The organism is Flavobacterium sp. GNP008, assembly GCF_056428965.1.
Genome location: NZ_JBWJVL010000001.1, coordinates 691,587 through 708,799 on the forward strand (window position 1 = coordinate 691,587; position 17,213 = coordinate 708,799).

Annotated in this window: 17 protein-coding genes; 2 read left to right on the forward strand and 15 right to left on the reverse strand. The window is 35.7% G+C overall.

From position 1 onward, the window contains the following. Positions 1-41: 41 nt before the first annotated feature. On the reverse strand, positions 42-488 hold the full coding sequence (locus AC0608_RS03140) for a LexA family protein (protein WP_417958853.1): 447 nt from the start codon (positions 486-488) through the stop codon (positions 42-44). Next, a complete protein-coding gene (locus AC0608_RS03145; protein WP_478288091.1) occupies positions 479-1,753 on the reverse strand; it encodes a Y-family DNA polymerase in 1,275 nt (424 codons plus the stop codon). The genes AC0608_RS03140 and AC0608_RS03145 overlap by 10 nt, the downstream gene beginning before the upstream one ends. 404 nt (positions 1,754-2,157) lie before the next feature. Between AC0608_RS03145 and AC0608_RS03150 the strand changes: the two genes are divergently transcribed. Continuing rightward, positions 2,158-2,826: a hypothetical protein gene (locus tag AC0608_RS03150; protein ID WP_417958855.1), complete on the forward strand. Its 669-nt coding sequence runs from the start codon at positions 2,158-2,160 to the stop codon at positions 2,824-2,826. Between the two features lie 102 nt (positions 2,827-2,928). Here the strand turns inward: AC0608_RS03150 and AC0608_RS03155 are convergent, their stop codons facing one another. Beyond that, positions 2,929-3,801, reverse strand: coding sequence for an AraC family transcriptional regulator (locus tag AC0608_RS03155; RefSeq protein WP_478288092.1), 873 nt, complete (start codon positions 3,799-3,801; stop codon positions 2,929-2,931). Positions 3,802-3,989: 188 nt separating this feature from the next. On the opposite strand from AC0608_RS03155, the gene AC0608_RS03160 reads away from it, so the two are divergent. Next, on the forward strand, positions 3,990-4,586 hold the full coding sequence (locus AC0608_RS03160; RefSeq protein WP_478288093.1) for a T9SS type A sorting domain-containing protein: 597 nt from the start codon (positions 3,990-3,992) through the stop codon (positions 4,584-4,586). 80 nt (positions 4,587-4,666) lie between these two features. Here AC0608_RS03160 and AC0608_RS03165 read toward each other — a convergent pair whose 3' ends face one another. The 12 genes from AC0608_RS03165 to AC0608_RS03220 form a co-directional block, all read right to left on the reverse strand. Beyond that, positions 4,667-5,650: a Gfo/Idh/MocA family protein gene (locus AC0608_RS03165; protein ID WP_478288094.1), complete on the reverse strand. Its 984-nt coding sequence runs from the start codon at positions 5,648-5,650 to the stop codon at positions 4,667-4,669. Positions 5,651-5,870: 220 nt separating this feature from the next. Further along, on the reverse strand, positions 5,871-6,587 hold the full coding sequence (locus AC0608_RS03170) for a DsbA family oxidoreductase (RefSeq protein ID WP_478288095.1): 717 nt from the start codon (positions 6,585-6,587) through the stop codon (positions 5,871-5,873). A gap of 186 nt (positions 6,588-6,773) precedes the next feature. After that, positions 6,774-8,144, reverse strand: coding sequence for an NADH-quinone oxidoreductase subunit N (locus AC0608_RS03175; RefSeq protein ID WP_478288096.1), 1,371 nt, complete (start codon positions 8,142-8,144; stop codon positions 6,774-6,776). A gap of 194 nt (positions 8,145-8,338) precedes the next feature. Then, positions 8,339-9,778 carry a complex I subunit 4 family protein gene (locus AC0608_RS03180; protein WP_478288097.1) on the reverse strand — a complete coding sequence of 480 codons (1,440 nt, stop codon included), beginning with the start codon at positions 9,776-9,778 and terminating at the stop codon, positions 8,339-8,341. A gap of 9 nt (positions 9,779-9,787) precedes the next feature. Further along, the gene (gene nuoL / locus AC0608_RS03185) at positions 9,788-11,671 is read right to left on the reverse strand and encodes an NADH-quinone oxidoreductase subunit L (RefSeq protein WP_478288098.1); all 1,884 of its coding nucleotides are present in this window, start codon (positions 11,669-11,671) and stop codon (positions 9,788-9,790) included. 6 nt (positions 11,672-11,677) lie between these two features. Further along, complete coding sequence (gene nuoK, locus AC0608_RS03190) at positions 11,678-11,998, reverse strand: NADH-quinone oxidoreductase subunit NuoK (RefSeq protein WP_066079401.1); 321 nt, start codon at positions 11,996-11,998, stop codon at positions 11,678-11,680. A 1-nt stretch (position 11,999) separates the two neighbouring features. Next, on the reverse strand, positions 12,000-12,512 hold the full coding sequence (locus tag AC0608_RS03195) for an NADH-quinone oxidoreductase subunit J family protein (protein WP_417958863.1): 513 nt from the start codon (positions 12,510-12,512) through the stop codon (positions 12,000-12,002). Beyond that, positions 12,512-13,057 (reverse strand): NuoI/complex I 23 kDa subunit family protein, encoded by a 546-nt coding sequence (locus AC0608_RS03200; RefSeq protein WP_417958864.1) that lies wholly within the window; start codon positions 13,055-13,057, stop codon positions 12,512-12,514. Before AC0608_RS03200 ends, AC0608_RS03195 begins: the two co-directional genes overlap by 1 nt. A gap of 115 nt (positions 13,058-13,172) precedes the next feature. Next, positions 13,173-14,225 (reverse strand): NADH-quinone oxidoreductase subunit NuoH, encoded by a 1,053-nt coding sequence (gene nuoH, locus AC0608_RS03205; protein ID WP_478288099.1) that lies wholly within the window; start codon positions 14,223-14,225, stop codon positions 13,173-13,175. After that, entirely contained in the window at positions 14,218-15,267 is a 1,050-nt protein-coding gene (locus tag AC0608_RS03210) for an NADH-quinone oxidoreductase subunit G (protein ID WP_478288100.1), read from the reverse strand. The genes nuoH and AC0608_RS03210 overlap by 8 nt, the downstream gene beginning before the upstream one ends. Positions 15,268-15,285: 18 nt before the next feature. Continuing rightward, a complete protein-coding gene (nuoF, locus tag AC0608_RS03215; protein ID WP_379856943.1) occupies positions 15,286-16,653 on the reverse strand; it encodes an NADH-quinone oxidoreductase subunit NuoF in 1,368 nt (455 codons plus the stop codon). A gap of 1 nt (position 16,654) precedes the next feature. After that, positions 16,655-17,185 carry a complex I 24 kDa subunit family protein gene (locus tag AC0608_RS03220; protein WP_478288101.1) on the reverse strand — a complete coding sequence of 177 codons (531 nt, stop codon included), beginning with the start codon at positions 17,183-17,185 and terminating at the stop codon, positions 16,655-16,657. Between the last annotated feature and the right edge of the window lie 28 nt (positions 17,186-17,213).

The following is a 17,213-nucleotide window of genomic DNA, read 5'->3' on the forward strand; positions in this document are numbered from 1 at the left end:
TTCAATAAGAATTCCATTTCAATAATGGCAACAACTGGTTTTTATACTTTTTTAATCACATAGGTCACAATTCCCCAAATAATTAATTGATTTTCTTCGGTGACTTTTATCGGAGAATAATTGGGGTTTTCTGGCATTAGATACAAACAGTCTTTCTCCAGTTGCATGCGTTTCACCGTAAACTCTCCATCGATAAAACAAATCGCAATTTTATTGTTCTGCGGTTCCAAACTTCGATCCACAACCAGAACATCTTTATCATTGATTCCAGCATCAATCATAGAATTCCCTTTGACCCTGATATAAAAAGTAGCTAATGGGTTTTCGCTCAGCTGTTTGTTCAAATCGATATTCGTCTCCATAAAATCAGCTGCCGGCGATGGAAATCCAGCTGAAACCCCTTCGTTTATGAAAGGAATTCGTAATTCACTTTCAAAATCAGGCAGAAAGAAGGTTAATTTTTGATCTTTATCTTTATTTATTGGCATTTTATTTCGAGAATATCTTTAAAATTAGTGGTGTATTTTGGTGATAAATGATTCTGATTCATATTCCATGTCAAACCTAAATTTTGGGTAGCCAACTTTACTTTTTTATCTCCAATTTTGTTATTGAGGCTATCCATTACTTTCATCAGCACCAAATGTTTTGGGTTTTCCTCGTCAAACAACTGCAACTGTTTTTTGTCCTGATCAATCAATTCGGTTACGATAACACCCGCTTTCTTGAATTTCAAATGTTCATTTCCTTGGTGCAGTTTTTTCAGCATCGAAATAGCCGCATTCGAAATCGTCAGCGTAGAATTTGACCCATATGGCAATGTGATCGCCATGTTAAAATAATATTTGGAAGTTTGCACCGTATGTTTATCCACCACTAACATTACAATAATAGTATGACAGCAGGAGTTTTGTTTTCGCAATTTCTCTGCGCAAACCGCTGCAAAAGTAGCCACACGTTCGCGCAATAAATCAAAATCAGCAATTTGTTTGGGGAAACTTCGGGTCGTAGCGATACTTTTCTTTTGATCCACAATGGGATCTAAATCCAAAACTGATTTTCCTTCCAGTTCATATTTCAAACGCATGCCTATCACACCCATTTCTTTTTTGATCCAAGCCTCATGCTGTGGCTGAATAAAATCCAAAGCAGTTGTGATATTTCTGGTCTTCATCTTTTTATTCATCCGATAACCAATACCCCAAACGTCTTCAATCTTGGTCCATTTTAAGGCTTTGATGCGTTTCTCATCACTGTCAATTACATACACCCCTTGCGTTCTTTCTTGAAACTTTTTGGCAATTTTATTGGCTACTTTTGATAATGCTTTCGTTGGTGCAAAACCAATACAAACGGGAATACCCACCCATTTTTGTACACGGGTTTTCATCTGGATTCCATAATCCTGATAATCGGAAACAGTCAAACCATCAAAATTTAGGAAGGCTTCGTCGATGCTATAAATTTCTAGATTTGGTGTAAACTGCCCTAAAATAGCCATCACCCGATTGCTCAAATCACCATACAGTGCATAATTGGACGAAAATAATTGTACCTTTTTCTCTTTTACCAATTCTTTAATCTTAAATGCTGGCGCACCCATAGGAATCCCAGCGGCTTTAGCTTCATTGCTTCTGGAAATCACACAACCGTCGTTATTTGACAATATTGCAACTGGTTTCCCGTTGAATTTCGGTTGAAAAACACGTTCGCAGGAAGCGTAAAAATTGTTACAATCGACTAAAGCATACATGTTACAAAATTACTCAATATCAATTGATACGAGTTCGTAACAAAAGTTAATTTTAAGCACTGTTGATAAGTAGTTTTACATAAAAATATTTTTAAACAGTAAACAATTACTCTTTTGCAGTGATAATTTCTTCGTCTAGACCACCAAGAAAAATACTGAACAAACTAAAAAAGTATATTAAAAAAAATATAACTCTCGCTTTTTAATGAAATTATTTTTTATTTTAGGCATCATTAAAATACTGATTAATAGTAAATTAAGCTGTTAAAACCCATTCCTGTTCTACAATCACAACTCCATCATTCAAAACTTTGGCATACTACTTGAATATATCTTATCAAATAAGCATAAAAAAGCGAAAGCCGAAAAGCTGAAGAGTAGGCAAAATTCAAAATAGATGTATCATGAAAAAAATTACCTTTTTAGTAGCTAGTATCTTCGTTTTTGGAGGTAATGTAGCAAACGCAGCAGAGAAAATCGATTTTTCTGTAGAAAGAAGATCTCCAGTAGATTTTAGAGACGCCGACCCAATTGTGTTCACAGAAAGAGGAATTGAGTTCTTCATATTCCCAGACGGACAATTTGATTTTAATACACGCCCTTCAACCGGTTCAACTGGCGGCATGTATTATAAAACAGGCAAAAAAAATGGCATGAATAAAACCTATGGTGCACCAGCAAATGTTCGAAACGGAAATTATGGTGTAAAAGTAGAACACGACAACATGGGCAGAATAAGACGTATTGGAAATGTGATGATCAACTATGACTCAAATGATAGAGTTAAACGAGTGGGTTCCGTTTACATGACCTACAACCGTTATGCTTTGGAACGAGTGGGTGGTTTAGAAATTATCTACAACCGTCGTGGTCAAATTGTTGATGTTGTTGGATCCGTAAAAGGTGGAAGAGGTTATGAATACAGCCAAAACAACAACTGGAACAACGATTATGGGAACAACCAAAACTCGAATGATGATGATTCCTACTATTACAGAACAAATGGTACGAAAACTAAAATCGAGGACACTAGAGTATCCGGAGACGTAGCCATCAGAATAGACAGAAGATAGTTAGTTAGTTAGTTATATAAAAGGTTTGTTTAAAATTCCTGCTGGTAGTCGTATCAGCGGGAATTTTTTTTGAAAGTACTACCTAAAATTTTTTTACAACATTTATTTTAACACTGATTTCAGTTCCTGGCGGTATCGCGAAGCGCTTTTGCCCGTGAATTCTTTGAACGATTTATTGAAGTAGCTGAAGTTATTGAAACCACTTTCATAGCAAATCTCGGTGATGCTGATGGGTTTCTCAGCCAGCAGTTTCGAGGCGTGAACCAAGCGATACTCATTCACAAATTTGGTAAAAGTTTTGTTGGTTATCTTTTTAAAATACCTGCAAAAAGAAGGTTCTGTCATACTTACCAATTCCGATACTTCTTCCAGCGTAATATGCTCCTGGAAATTATCTTTTACGTAATTAAAAACAGCATTGATGCGGTCATTATCCTGCATTTGCATTTCCATCGAAAATCCATCGGCATTTAAAACAGTGGCTTCTTTGGATAATTCCAATTCATTCAAAATACTCAACATCGTCAACAATCGTTCAAACTGCGACTGTTGTTCCATCGACTCTATTTTCTTCCCGATATTTTTTTTGGTTTCACCGTGAAAAGCAATTCCGGCTTTGGCTTGGCTAAAAAGATTCCGAATATTCATCATTTCGGAAATATCAAAAAATTCATTCCCTAAGAAATCCGGTTTCATCTGTATCACCGTTTCATTTTTGTTTCCGGTTTCTTCATTGGTAAACCCACAATGCGGCAAGTTACTTCCTATCAAAATCAAATCACCATCCGTATAATACGAAATGTGACTTCCAATCTGGCGTTTTCCGGAACCTCCATTAACAAAAACAAGTTCAATTTCAGGATGATAATGCCACAAGTGCGCTTTGCTTTTAGCGTTTTCGATATACTTCGAAAAGTAAAAAGAACTCCCAAAGGATGGAGCAATAATTTCAAAAGCTGGAGGTATAATTTTCATACGGATCCGTATTTAGAATTCCCACAAATTTATGAAAAATAGATACTCAATTAACTTTTTTAACCTTAATCGATTTCGTAAAAGGTAAAATAGCACACAAATTAGAAAATTTAGTACTACTCATACTGAATAGCTTAGACTAATTTAGCCACAGATAAGTATCATTATAAATCTAAAAAATTACAAGTATGAAAAATATTTTAAAATTTAGTTTAGTGTTAGCCGCAGTAGTATTGACTGCCGTACAAGCACATGCAGTAAACGCAGATTTTTCACTGGATTTAATAAAAGAAGAAGGAAAAACGGTACGTTTTAGTTTGAAAGAGATTAAGAAAATTGATTTGTCTATTTATGACACCAATGACAGTTTAATCTATCAGGAAAAAGTTACTTCTGAAGATAACATCAACAGAACATACGATTTGACTGCTTTGCCAGACGGAATCTACTTCTTGAAAGCAGAAAGCGATCTTAAAATTTCAAAGTATAAAATTGAAGTCGTGGGTAATAAAGCAAAATTATCAGCGGATGCTATTTCTGAAGTATACAAACCCGTTTTTGTAAACAAAAATGGAATTGTTACCCTGAATATTTTAAACTTGGAAAAAGCACCTGTTACTGTTGCCATTTACAACTCCGATCAAACCGAAGTGTACAATGAAACTTTGGCTGCTGATCTTTATGTGGGTAAAACATTTGATTTGAGTAGCGCTCAAAACGGTAAATATACGTTTGAAATAACGTATAATGGTAAAACATTTAGCGAAACAGTTGCTGCTAAATAGTGATTAAATAAATTGTAGTAATTATGAGGCTGTCTTTATCGGATAGCCTCTTTTTTTTGCTGTAAGCAGTCGGAACAACACTAAACATTTCCAATAATCTGGTCCATAACCCAACTCGTATGGGCTCCTGTCAAACCTGTTGAAGGATGTTTGCTATTCCCTAAAAGGTCTTCTCGCATGTGCTGAACATGATACAACTGAATATTTTCAGGATGATTAATGAATAACTCTGTTTGCCCTTGTTCGTTAGAAAGCACTACAGGATCGTTTTCAAATATGGAAAATGTTATTTTTCCTTTGCTCCCGAAAATCTCTACTTTATCTTCCCGATCATAGCACCCAAAGTTCCAACTACCAGTACCCGTAATCCCAGATTCATGCAACCAGCAAGCAGTTGCAGCATCTTTAGCAGAATACAAACCCTGTTGATTGAGACTTAATCCGGAAACTTCTTTTATATTTCCCAAAAGGTGAATGAATAAATCCAATCCATGACTCGCTAAATCATCAAAATAACCGCCTGTAGCAATAACTGCATCAGTCCGCCAATTGTAGTCTTTAGATATATCTTTAGCATTTGCCGGTTTGCTCAAATGCCATCTTATGTGCCTAATTTCACCAATGCTATTGGTATCAAGCCACGTTTTTATCTGTTCAAAACGAGGTAATGTACGGCGGTAATAGGCAACAAACAAAGGAATATTTTTTTCTTGAAAAGCATTATAAATGGCGAGACTGTCTTGGTAATTTGGCGCCAAAGGCTTTTCGATACAACAAATTTTACCAGCTTCGGCTACCTGAAGTCCATAAAATTTATGAACATCTGGAGGCGTGGCAATGTAAATCGCATCAATATCAGGATCATTAATCAAATCATCCGCATTGGTGTAATAGGTACTTATTCCGTGTCTTTCAGCATAATTTGCGGCTTTAACCGCATCTCTTCGCATCACTGCTACCACTTCAAAGCCAGCTGTTTTCTGGTAGGCAGGACCGCTTTTCAGTTCTGTAACATCACCACATCCCAATATTCCCCAACGAATTACTTTTGTACGTTCACTCATAATTACTGATTTTCATTGCTGCTAACAATTAAGCACTACTGCAAATGTTTCACATTATAATTAAACCATTGAGAAATTAAATTTCATTTAGATTTAACGCTACATGAAACTTAATTTCTTAATGGTTTGAATAAATATTTTGAAGTAAATTTATCTGTTTATTGCTAAAGACATCGCTTTAACTTCATTTTTTTTAATTAAAAATAAAGTAATTTTCGTTTTAATCACAACCATCAATACCACAGCTGTCTCCATCGGTAGCATTTAATACCGTTACTTTTGAATCAAACTTACCTTCTTCCCATGCTTTCTCTAATGTTTTCACAAATGTCTCAACATGTTGCGCTCCCGAAATTGCATATTTATTATCGAAAACAAAAAAAGGAACCCCTTGCACACCGATTGATTGTGCATCTGTAATGTCCTGCTGTACTTCTTTTGTAAAAGCATCAGACTGCAATACTGCATCAATAGCTTCATCTGTTAGTCCTACTGCCTGACCCAAAGCTTTTAAGGTATTCAAATCATTAATGTTCTTGCCATCGGTTAAATACGCTTTAAACAATAATTCTTCTAAGTCATTGGCCCGATTATGTTTTTTAGCCAAATGTAACAATCGATGCGCATTCAAAGAATTGGCTAAAATAGATTTCTCAAAATGAAAATCCAATCCTGAATTTTTAGCATTTTCGGTCATACTATCTAGCATATTTTGTGCCCAATCCGTATCTTTTCTATATTTTTCTGCTAAATGTTCTACCATATTGTCCTCCGGAGACGCTATAAAACCAGCGTCTAGCTGAAAACTTTTCCATTCAATTTCAACGGCATCTTTATGGTTAAAAAGTTCCAAAGCGCCTTCTATTCTCCTTTTTCCTATATAACAATACGGACACATGATATCCGACCAGATTTGTATTTTTAATGTATTTGCCATCTTCTTGTATTTAAAATTTATACTATACACAAAAATAATCAATTCAATTTGGAGCTTTTTGAGTTTTAGTATTTAATTATAGATACTTGAATAGTAAATATTTATTAGAATCAAGAAAGCACTTTTAAACCAAAAAAACCATCAAAATTACTCTTGATGGTTTTCTGTATATTTTAAAACTTTGGTTTATGCCAATAAATCCAAAACAAATGAAGGGAACAACCCTAATGCGATATTCAATACAATCGCTATAACGGCAACTGCATAAATAATAACCGGAGTTCCTTTTCGTTCTTCATTTGGTTCTTTGGTGTACATCGCCAAAATTAATTTGAAGTAATACCCAACACTAATAATAGAGTTTATCACTGCTACGATTACTAAAGCCAAGTAACCCGCTTGAATCGTTTGATTAAACAAAACCAACTTAGCAAAGAATCCCGCAAAAATTGGAATCCCAGCCATAGAAAGTAACGCTGCCGTAAGAATGGCTGCTAACAATGGATTGGTTTTTCCCAAACCATGGAAATTTACAACATCTTCATTGTCTCTATTTTTACAAACATATAAAATCACACTAAAAGCAGCGATTCCAGACAAAGAATACGCGGAGGCATAATACAACAAACTACCTGCTGATGTAGTCAGACTCAATAAAGTCATCAACATGAAGCCCGCATGGGAAACCCCTGAAAAAGCCAACATACGTTTCACATTCGTTTGTCTTAAAGCCATAATATTACCAACGGTCATCGAAGCCATAGCAATCACAACCACAATAGTTTTGAATGACTCAGAAATATCGGCATTCATTACTGATAATAATTTGTACAAAGTCGCCATAGCAACTACTTTCGCTAAAGTACTCATCAATGCCGTTGTCAACGCCGGAGAACCTTCGTAAACGTCCGGTGCCCAAAAATGAAATGGAACTGCAGCCACTTTAAACAACATTCCGATTGTTACCAATACAATTCCGATTGGGAACCAGATTGGCAATTCAGCTGATTGTGATAATTCACTGATTTCAGTAACATCAAAACTTCCCATGGCTCCGTAAATTAAACAGATACCAAACAGAATGATTCCCGAAGCAAAAGATCCCATTAAGAAATACTTCATTCCCGCTTCGTTACTTTTTAAATTCATACGATCACTTGCGGCAAGAATATAAAGCGCAATTGATAATACTTCGATTCCTAAAAAGAACATCGCTAAGTTTCCAAAAGAAACCATCGCTACCGCTCCTGCTAATAAAAATATTTTTATAGCAATAAAATCAGAAATTTTAGATTGGTGATTTTCATAAAAAACATGCCCTAAAGCCACCAAGAAAATAGTAAGTACAATAAATAAAGACGAAAAAGTACTTGAAAATTTACTGACAACAATCATGTTGTTATAGTAGCTTTCGGTTGAATTAAATTCAGATATAGTTAAACCCAACACTCCCAACAATCCAATGATTGTTATTGGAACAATGGCTTTTCTTAAATTAAAAATTTCAAATAAAAGGCATAAAACACCTAATCCTATTATAGCTATTAATGTATTCATTTTTTGATTGTTTGATTTGGGATTTACGAATTAGGATTTAAAAACCAACTAATTCTTTATATCTGAAACCTAATTTATTTGTATTAATAATATATTTTTTTGTACTAATTTTTTTACTTTGAACAGAATGATTTTTAATATCTCACAAAAATCTGAAATCAAAAATCTGAAATCTTCATTCTAAAATCAAAATCCTAATTTCTATTGATAACTTTAAGAATTTCTTCCAGACTTGGGGTAATCAAATCGGTAATTGGCTTTGGATACATCCCAAAAAAGAATAAGACACCTATTATTAGTACCAAAGTTATTCCTTCATTCACTGTTACATCAGCAAAAGGATTAGAATTGGTTTCACCTAACATAGTATGTTGAAACATTTTCAACATATAATATGCTCCTAAAATTATGGTTGTCCCTCCTAAAATGGCAAACCAAATGTTGATTTGTGAAAGACTGTATAAAACGGTGAATTCTCCAATAAAGTTAAAAGTAGTTGGCAAGGCAACAGATGCTAATACCAAAATTAAAAACATCGAAGTGAATTTTGGTGCTTGCGTACGAATACCGCCCATTTCAGCAATGGTTCTAGTTTCGTATCTTCTAAAAATAATTTCAGCTGCATAAAACAATCCCACAACTACAAATCCGTGTGCAATCATTTGTAAAACTGCACCTCGCAATCCGTCTAATGTCAGAGTGTATGTTCCTGCTGCAATTAAACCAACGTGAGCCAAAGAAGAATACGCAAGTAATTTTTTTAAATCTTTTTGTTTCAATGCAACGATAGATCCGTAAATCACACCTGCAATTCCAAGTCCGATGAAAATATACATGTATTCTTTGGCTGCCAATGGCGCTAATGGCAATTGCCAACGGATAACACTGTACAATCCCATTTTCAGCATGATACCAGACAAAAGCATCGTTCCTACAGTTGGAGCTTTTTGGTATACATTAGCCTGCCAAGTGTGGAAAGGAATCAATGGAATCTTAATGACATACGCCAAGAAGAAAGCCAGAAATATCCACAGTTGCTCGGTTTCCGATAAATTTAATTTATATAAATCTTCCAATAAAAGACTACCCGCTTGTTGGTACATGTAAACAAACGCAACCAGCATAAATAATGAACCGGCAAGCGTATAGATAAAGAATTTAACTACCGCTTTTTTGCGTTCTTCTGTGTCTCCGTTACCCCATATTAATGCGATGAAGTAAATTGGCATCAATGATAATTCCCAGAAAATGTAATACAAAAGACCGTCTGATGCTAAGAATGTTCCTGCCATTGCAAACGACATAAACAGAATTAACGCATAAAATGATTTTGAATTTTTATAGTCATTCCCAAAAGAGGAAAAAATAATTATTGGAGTCAAAACTGTGGTCAACAAAAGCATCGCCATCGATAATCCGTCCGCTTTTAAAGCAAAATAAATATTAGGTTGCGTGATCCACTGGTTAATGAAACTGATATTTTCACCTAAATTATAGTGATTTAATAATACAATAGAAGCGCCTGCAGCAGCTAACCCAAAGAACAAAGCCACTTTTGAAGCCAGTTTATCGCCTGCAAGAAACGTTGCAAACACACCAACCAAAAGTATAATTAATATTAGAGATACATTCATAGTAAAAAATTATTGAGCTAAAAATAAATAAGAAACAATGGCACAAAGCCCTAATACGAAAACAAAAAGATAAAGACCAATGCTTCCATTTTGTATTTTCTTTCCTTGGTAACTTATTTCGTTGGTAACTTTTCCGAATCCAAAAACTAAAGCTGACAAACCAGTTTCCACAGTGTCTCTGAAAAAACGAGACAAGAAATTAATCGGTTTAACAAAAATAGCGTCATAAAATTCGTCAACATAATATTTATTGTAAAGCACTTTAGAAAATCCTATAATGGCAGCATCTTCTGTTGGAACTGTATTTTGTTTGATGTATTTGGCGTAAGCCATACCAATTCCTACTAATCCACCCACAACAGCAATGGCCATCAAGATATATTCAGTAGTGCCTAAATGGTGTTCTGCAGTTGCTAATTTTGGTAAAATAGGAGTCAAATAGCTATTCAACCAACTGTTTCCTGGCAAACTGATTAACCCACCGATAGTTGCCAAAATTGCTAAAACGATCAAAGGAATAGTAATTAAAGAAGGACTTTCATGCAAATGATGTTTTTGTTCTGCTGTTCCTCTAAATCCTTGGAAAAACGTTAAAAACATCAAACGAAACATATAGAAAGCAGTCATTATAGAAGCAACCGAAGCCACAATCCATAACGGAACGTTATGATGAAAAGCCACTAATAAAATTTCGTCTTTTGAGAAAAAACCGGAAAACAATGGAACTCCAGAAATCGCTAAAGAAGCAATAAGCATAGTTGCAAAAGTTATTGGCATTGCTTTTTTAAGCCCACCCATCTTGCGCATGTCTTGTTCCCCGTGCAACGCATGAATTACAGAACCTGAACCCAAGAACAAACAAGCTTTAAAGAAAGCGTGTGTGATTACATGAAAAACGGCTACTTCATAAGCACCTAAACCTAGAGCTAAGAACATTAATCCTAATTGAGAAACGGTAGAGTAAGCCAATACTTTCTTGATATCATTTTGAACCAATCCAATGGTTGCAGCAACTAAAGCAGTAACGGCTCCAACAATTGCAATTATCGTTTGTACATCCGGAGTCAAATCAAACAAGAAATTCAATCTGGTAATCATAAAAATTCCTGCAGTTACCATCGTAGCGGCGTGAATCAATGCTGAAACCGGTGTTGGACCTGCCATCGCATCTGGTAACCATGTATACAATGGAATTTGTGCCGATTTACCACAAGCTCCAATGAATAAAGCGAAAGCAGCAACTGAAAGCCAATACATATCAAGATCCGTTGCACCAGCGATAGCCGTTTTTAAAGTAGCGTAATCTAAAGTCGAGAATAAATTTCCAAGAATGAAAATTCCAACTAGCAATCCTAAATCACCAATACGGTTCATGATGAATGCTTTCTTGGCTGCATCATTAAATTCTTGGTTTTTATGCCAAAATCCAATTAACAAATACGAACAAAGACCTACGCCTTCCCAACCGATGAACATCACTAATAAGTTACTTCCTATTACCAATGTGATCATAAAGAATACAAACAGATTCAAATACGCGAAAAACTTGTGCATATTTTCATCATCGTGCATGTAACTGATCGAATACAAATGAATCAAAGACCCAATTCCAGTTACGAAAAGCAACCACAAAATGGACAATTGGTCCAATTGAAATCCAAAATCAACTTTGAAAGTACTGATTTGGATCCAGTCAAAAAGAGCAATATGAATTCCTTCTGGTTGGGCCGCAATTCCACTGAAGAAATAAGCAGTCGCAATAAAAGAAACCACTACTGAAAGCGTTCCAATTATTCCTGACAGTGATTTTCCAAGGCTTTTGCCAAAGAAAACATTGATTAAAAATCCTAAAAAAGGAGCAAGAACTAAAACTAAAGCTATATTGGTATTCATTTCCATTTATCCTTTTAGGTTTTTTAAATTATCGATAGTAATTGAACCTAAATTTCTAAAGATAGAAACTAGAATTGCCAATCCTACCGCAACTTCTGCCGCAGCAACAGCCATCGAAAAGAAAACAAAAACTTGTCCTTGCGCATCTTGATGATAGGTTGAAAATGCTACAAACAATAAGTTTACTGCATTCAGCATAATTTCAATTGACATAAATACGATAATGGCATTTCGTCTGTACAACACTCCGAAAACACCAATACAAAAAAGTATTACGCTTAGGAATATATAATTTTCAATACCAATGTGGTTTAAAATATTGTTCATTTTATTTTTGCAATTTTTCTTTTTTAGACAATAACACTGTTCCAATCATAGCAACCAAAAGCAATATAGAAGCAAATTCAAACGGAACCATATATTCATTCAATAGTATTTTTCCCAATACTTTTATAGACTGATAATCTTCGCCAGTAGTTACGTATTCTCCAACAATCGGTTTTGAATTGATAAAAATGGCTAACAAAACCAAACAAATCAAACAAAAAGAAACAATAGCACCAAGACGCGTAATTCGAGGTCGGTGCACTTCTTTTTCCTCATTTAAATTCATCAACATGATGGTGAATAAAAACAAAATCATAATCGCTCCAGAATACACAATAATGTGCACTATCGCTAAAAATTGAGAATTCAATAATAGATAATGACCAGCTATCGAAAAGAAACAAATCACCAAATAAATAGCACTGTGAATCGGATTTCTACTAAAAATTGTCAAAAATGCCGTAGACAAAGTTATCGCTGATAAAACACAAAAAATAATAAGTATCGTAGACATTAGTTAGCGTTTTTAAGTTGAGCGTTTTTCATTGCCATTTCCAACGGCATGACCAATTTGTCTTTTCCAAAGATAAAATCTTCTCTTTCATAACTGGAAGGAACCAATACTTTAGAAGTCGTCAGGTAAATAGCGTCTTTCGGACAAGCCTCCTCACACAACCCACAAAAAATACAACGCAACATATTAATTTCATATATCGACGCATATTTTTCTTCTCTGTACAAATGTTTTTCATCTGCTCTGCGCTCTTCTGCTTTCATCGTAATGGCTTCGGCAGGACAGGACAGCGCACACAAACCACAAGCTGTACAATTCTCACGACCTTCCTCGTCACGTTTCAACATGTGCTGACCACGATACACTGGACTCATTTCACGTACTTGCTCCGGGTATTGAATCGTTACTTTTCTGGTGAACAAATGCTGAATCGTAATTATCAAACCTTTGACAATCGCAATAAGATACATTCTTTCCCAAAAAGTCATCTCCTTGTTAGAGACTAGCTTTTTTCTTCCCGATAAGGATATACTTTCTATTGACATTTTTTATTTTTATTTGAAGCTTAATCCTGCTATTTGTTTCAATCTTTTATCCTGAACTTGTTTCAGGATAAAAGGATTTCCACTGCTATCAGGGCTAGGGCTTTTTCGATACTAATTAAAATCCTAAATAAGTAGCAATTTCTGCTCTCAAAATTACAATTCCGGTGATGATAATATTGATGATCGCCAATGGAATTAATATCCTCCAACCCAAGTGCATCAGTTGATCGTATCTGAATCTTGGAATAGTCCAGCGAACCCACATATAGAAAAAGATAAATCCACATAATTTGATAAACAAAGCGCCAAATCCTATAACATTGGCAATATTCACTCCCCAATTTTCAACAACCCAACTCATTCCAGGATAATTATAGCCTCCAAAGAATAAAACCGCCAAAATTGTAGAGGAAATAAACATATTCGCATATTCAGCAAATAAATAAAAACCCATTTTCATCGATGAATATTCGGTGTGATATCCTCCAATAAGTTCCGTTTCGCATTCCGCTAAGTCAAAAGGAGTTCTGTTTGATTCGGCAAAAGCACAAATTAAAAATATAATAAAAGACAACGGTTGGTAAAACACATTCCAATTCATTCCTGCTTGCTGTTCAGAGATCTCTCGTAAACTCAACGTTCCAGTCATCATCAATAAAGCAATTATGGATAATCCCATCGCAACTTCATAAGACACCATTTGCGATGCAGCACGGACCGCACCAATCAAAGAGAACTTATTATTAGATGCCCAACCCCCAATCATAATTCCATAAACACCCACGGAAACAACGCCAAAAAAGTATAACAATCCAATATTTAAATCTGTAGCCTGCAATAAAATATCTCTACCAAACAAATGCAGTCTGTCTCCCCAAGGAATTACGGCACTTGTCATTAAAGCGGTACTCATAGCAATTGCCGGACCTACAAAAAACAAAAATCGGTTCGGAGTGTTTGGCTCAAATTCTTCTTTCGAAAATAATTTTAAACCATCTGCAAGTGGTTGCAACAATCCAAAAGGACCCGCTCTGTTTGGTCCAACACGATCTTGAAGCCAAGCGGCCACTTTTCGTTCTGCCCAAGTGGAATACATTGCCATCAACATTGTCAAAGCAAAAACTGCAACAATGATGACACTTTTTTCTATGATAATAGTACTATCCATTATTACCCAAGCTTTTTTGATTAATAATGTCTTCTTCGGTCAATGGAATTTCGGCCATGCTTATTTTCTTGCGGTCTTCTTCTCTACCTAGAAGGATATGATCTTCGGTAGCGATTTCCACTTTTTGTAATTTTCTGTTGTATTTATTTTGGTTGATCACCGAATCTTTTTCGAATGCTCTTGGCCCTTCAATAGTCCAATCTGCAATTTCTTTGTGGTCAAAACGACATCCGTTACAAATAAATTCATCTACTTCATGGTACTCATCTTTTCTTCCGGTAACACGTTGAATTTCGTCACCAAACATCCAAACGGTAGTTTTTCCAGAACAAGTAGGGCAATCTCTGTGTGCATTATAAGGCTTACTGAACCAAACTCTAGATTTAAATCGAAACGTTTTGTCTGTCAAAGCGCCTACAGGACACACGTCAATCATATTTCCAGAAAATTCATTATCAACCGCTTTTGAGATACAAGTTGATATATTCGAATGATCGCCTCTATCCATTACCCCGTGAACACGATCATCAGTCAATTGATCCGCCACCATTACACAACGGTAACAAAGAATACAACGATTCATGTGCAATTGAATATTTGGACCTATATTTTCGGGCTCGAAAGTTCTTTTTTCTTCAATAAAACGAGTTTCTGATTTCCCGTGCTCAAAGCTTAAATTTTGCAAATCACATTCGCCAGCTTGATCACAAACCGGACAATCTAATGGGTGATTTATCAATAAAAACTCAGTTACTGATTTTCTTGCTTCTTGAACTCTCGGTGAAGATTTACTGTTCACTTCCATTCCGTCCATACAGCCGGTTACACAAGATGCCATTAATTTAGGCATTGGTCTTGGATCAGCTTCACTTCCTTTGGCAACTTCCACTAAACAACAACGGCATTTTCCACCGCTTCCTTTTAGTTTAGAATAATAGCACATTGCCGGCGGAACTACTTCTCCACCTATCATTCGTGCTGCCTGCAGGATTGTTGTTCCTGGTTCTACTTCTATGCTTTGACCGTCTATGGTTACTTTCATTTTCTGAAATTGTTGACTTTATACGATTACTTTAGAAACTAAATGCTTTACTTTTTCAAAAGGCTCAGCAACAAAATGATCTCTATTTTTAATTTTTTCCGGGAAACGAATGTGGTATTCAAATTCTTCTCTAAAGTGACGAATTGCCGCTGCCACTGGCCAAGCTGCCGCATCACCTAATGGACAAATGGTATTTCCTTCAATTTTACTTTGAATGCTCAACAGCAAATCGATATCTTCTTCACGACCGTGACCATTTTCTATTCGGTGCAATACTTTTTCCATCCAGCCTGTTCCTTCACGACAAGGAGAACATTGACCACAACTTTCATGGTGATAAAAACGGGAGAAATTCCAAGTATTACGAACAATACAAGCAGTATCATTATAAACAATAAAGCCACCTGATCCTAACATAGAACCCGTTGCAAATCCTCCGTCACTTAACGATTCGTAGGACATCAAACGATCTTCGCCAGCGGCAGTTTTGTAAATTAAATGGGCAGGTAAAACGGGAACAGAACTTCCTCCCGGTACAAATGCTTTTAAAGGTCTATCAGAACTCATTCCGCCTAAATATTCATCCGAATTCATGAATTCGTAAACACTCAAACCCATTTCAATTTCGTAAACACCCGGGTTTTTGATATGCCCTGAAGCCGAAATTAATTTGGTTCCTGTAGAACGTCCAATACCAATTTTGGCATATTCGGCGCCTGAATTATTAACAATCCAAGGCACTGCGGCGATCGTCTCTACGTTATTAACCACCGTTGGATTTGCCCAAAGTCCTGAAATAGCAGGAAAGGGTGGCTTGATACGAGGATTTCCTCTTTTACCTTCCAACGATTCAATCAACGCAGTTTCCTCACCACAAATGTAAGCTCCAGCACCACAATGAACATACAGTTCTAAATCGTAGCCTGAACCTAATATATTTTTACCCAGAAATCCAGCAGCTTTAGCTTCGTTAATGGCTCTTTCTAATATTTTATACACCCACATGTATTCTCCACGAATATAGATGTAGGAGAGGTTAGCTCCCAAAGCATAACTCGATGTAATCATTCCTTCAATCAATAAATGAGGAATAAATTCCATCAAATAACGGTCTTTAAAAGTTCCCGGTTCTGATTCATCTGCATTACAAACTAAATGTCTTGGTTTCCCTGATTTTTTATCAATAAAACTCCATTTCATTCCTGCGGGGAATCCTGCTCCACCACGACCACGCAACCCAGAAGTTTTCACCTCTTCAACTACTTCATCCGGTGTTAATGTTTTTATGGCTTTTTCTACTGAAGCATATCCTCCGTTTTGACGGTACACTTCGTAGGTTTTAATTCCAGGAATATTTATTTTATCTAATAATATTTTTTGTGACATATTATTTATCGTGTAATAGTATTGTATCGTTTTTGCAATCTGCAATTAATTGATCGATTTTTGCTGCCGTCAAATGCTCTTTGTAAAAATCACCTAATTGCATCATTGGTGCGTATCCACAAGCCCCTAAACACTCGACGCCTCTAACTTCGAAGAGACCATCTGCAGTGGGCTCACCCACTTTTACGCCTAATTTTTCACAGGTGTAATCCATTAAATCCTCGACTCCATTCAAACAACACGGAGACGTTTGACAAAATTCGAACATGTATTTTCCAACTGGTCTTTGGTTGTACATCGTATAAAACGAAACCACTTCGTAAACCTCAATTGGTTTTATCAAAAGGATTTCGGCTACTTTATTCATTAATTCAATACTCAACCAATTCTCGTGAGCATCTTGAACTTCATGTAAAACAGGCAATAATGCCGATTTTCTTTTGTCTTCAGGATAATGACTAATCAATTCATTGATGCGAGTCATCAATGTTTCGGTCATATTTATTTCTTGTTTGTGATACGTTCTTTCCATTTTTATTTTTTTTGCCACGAAGGCACAA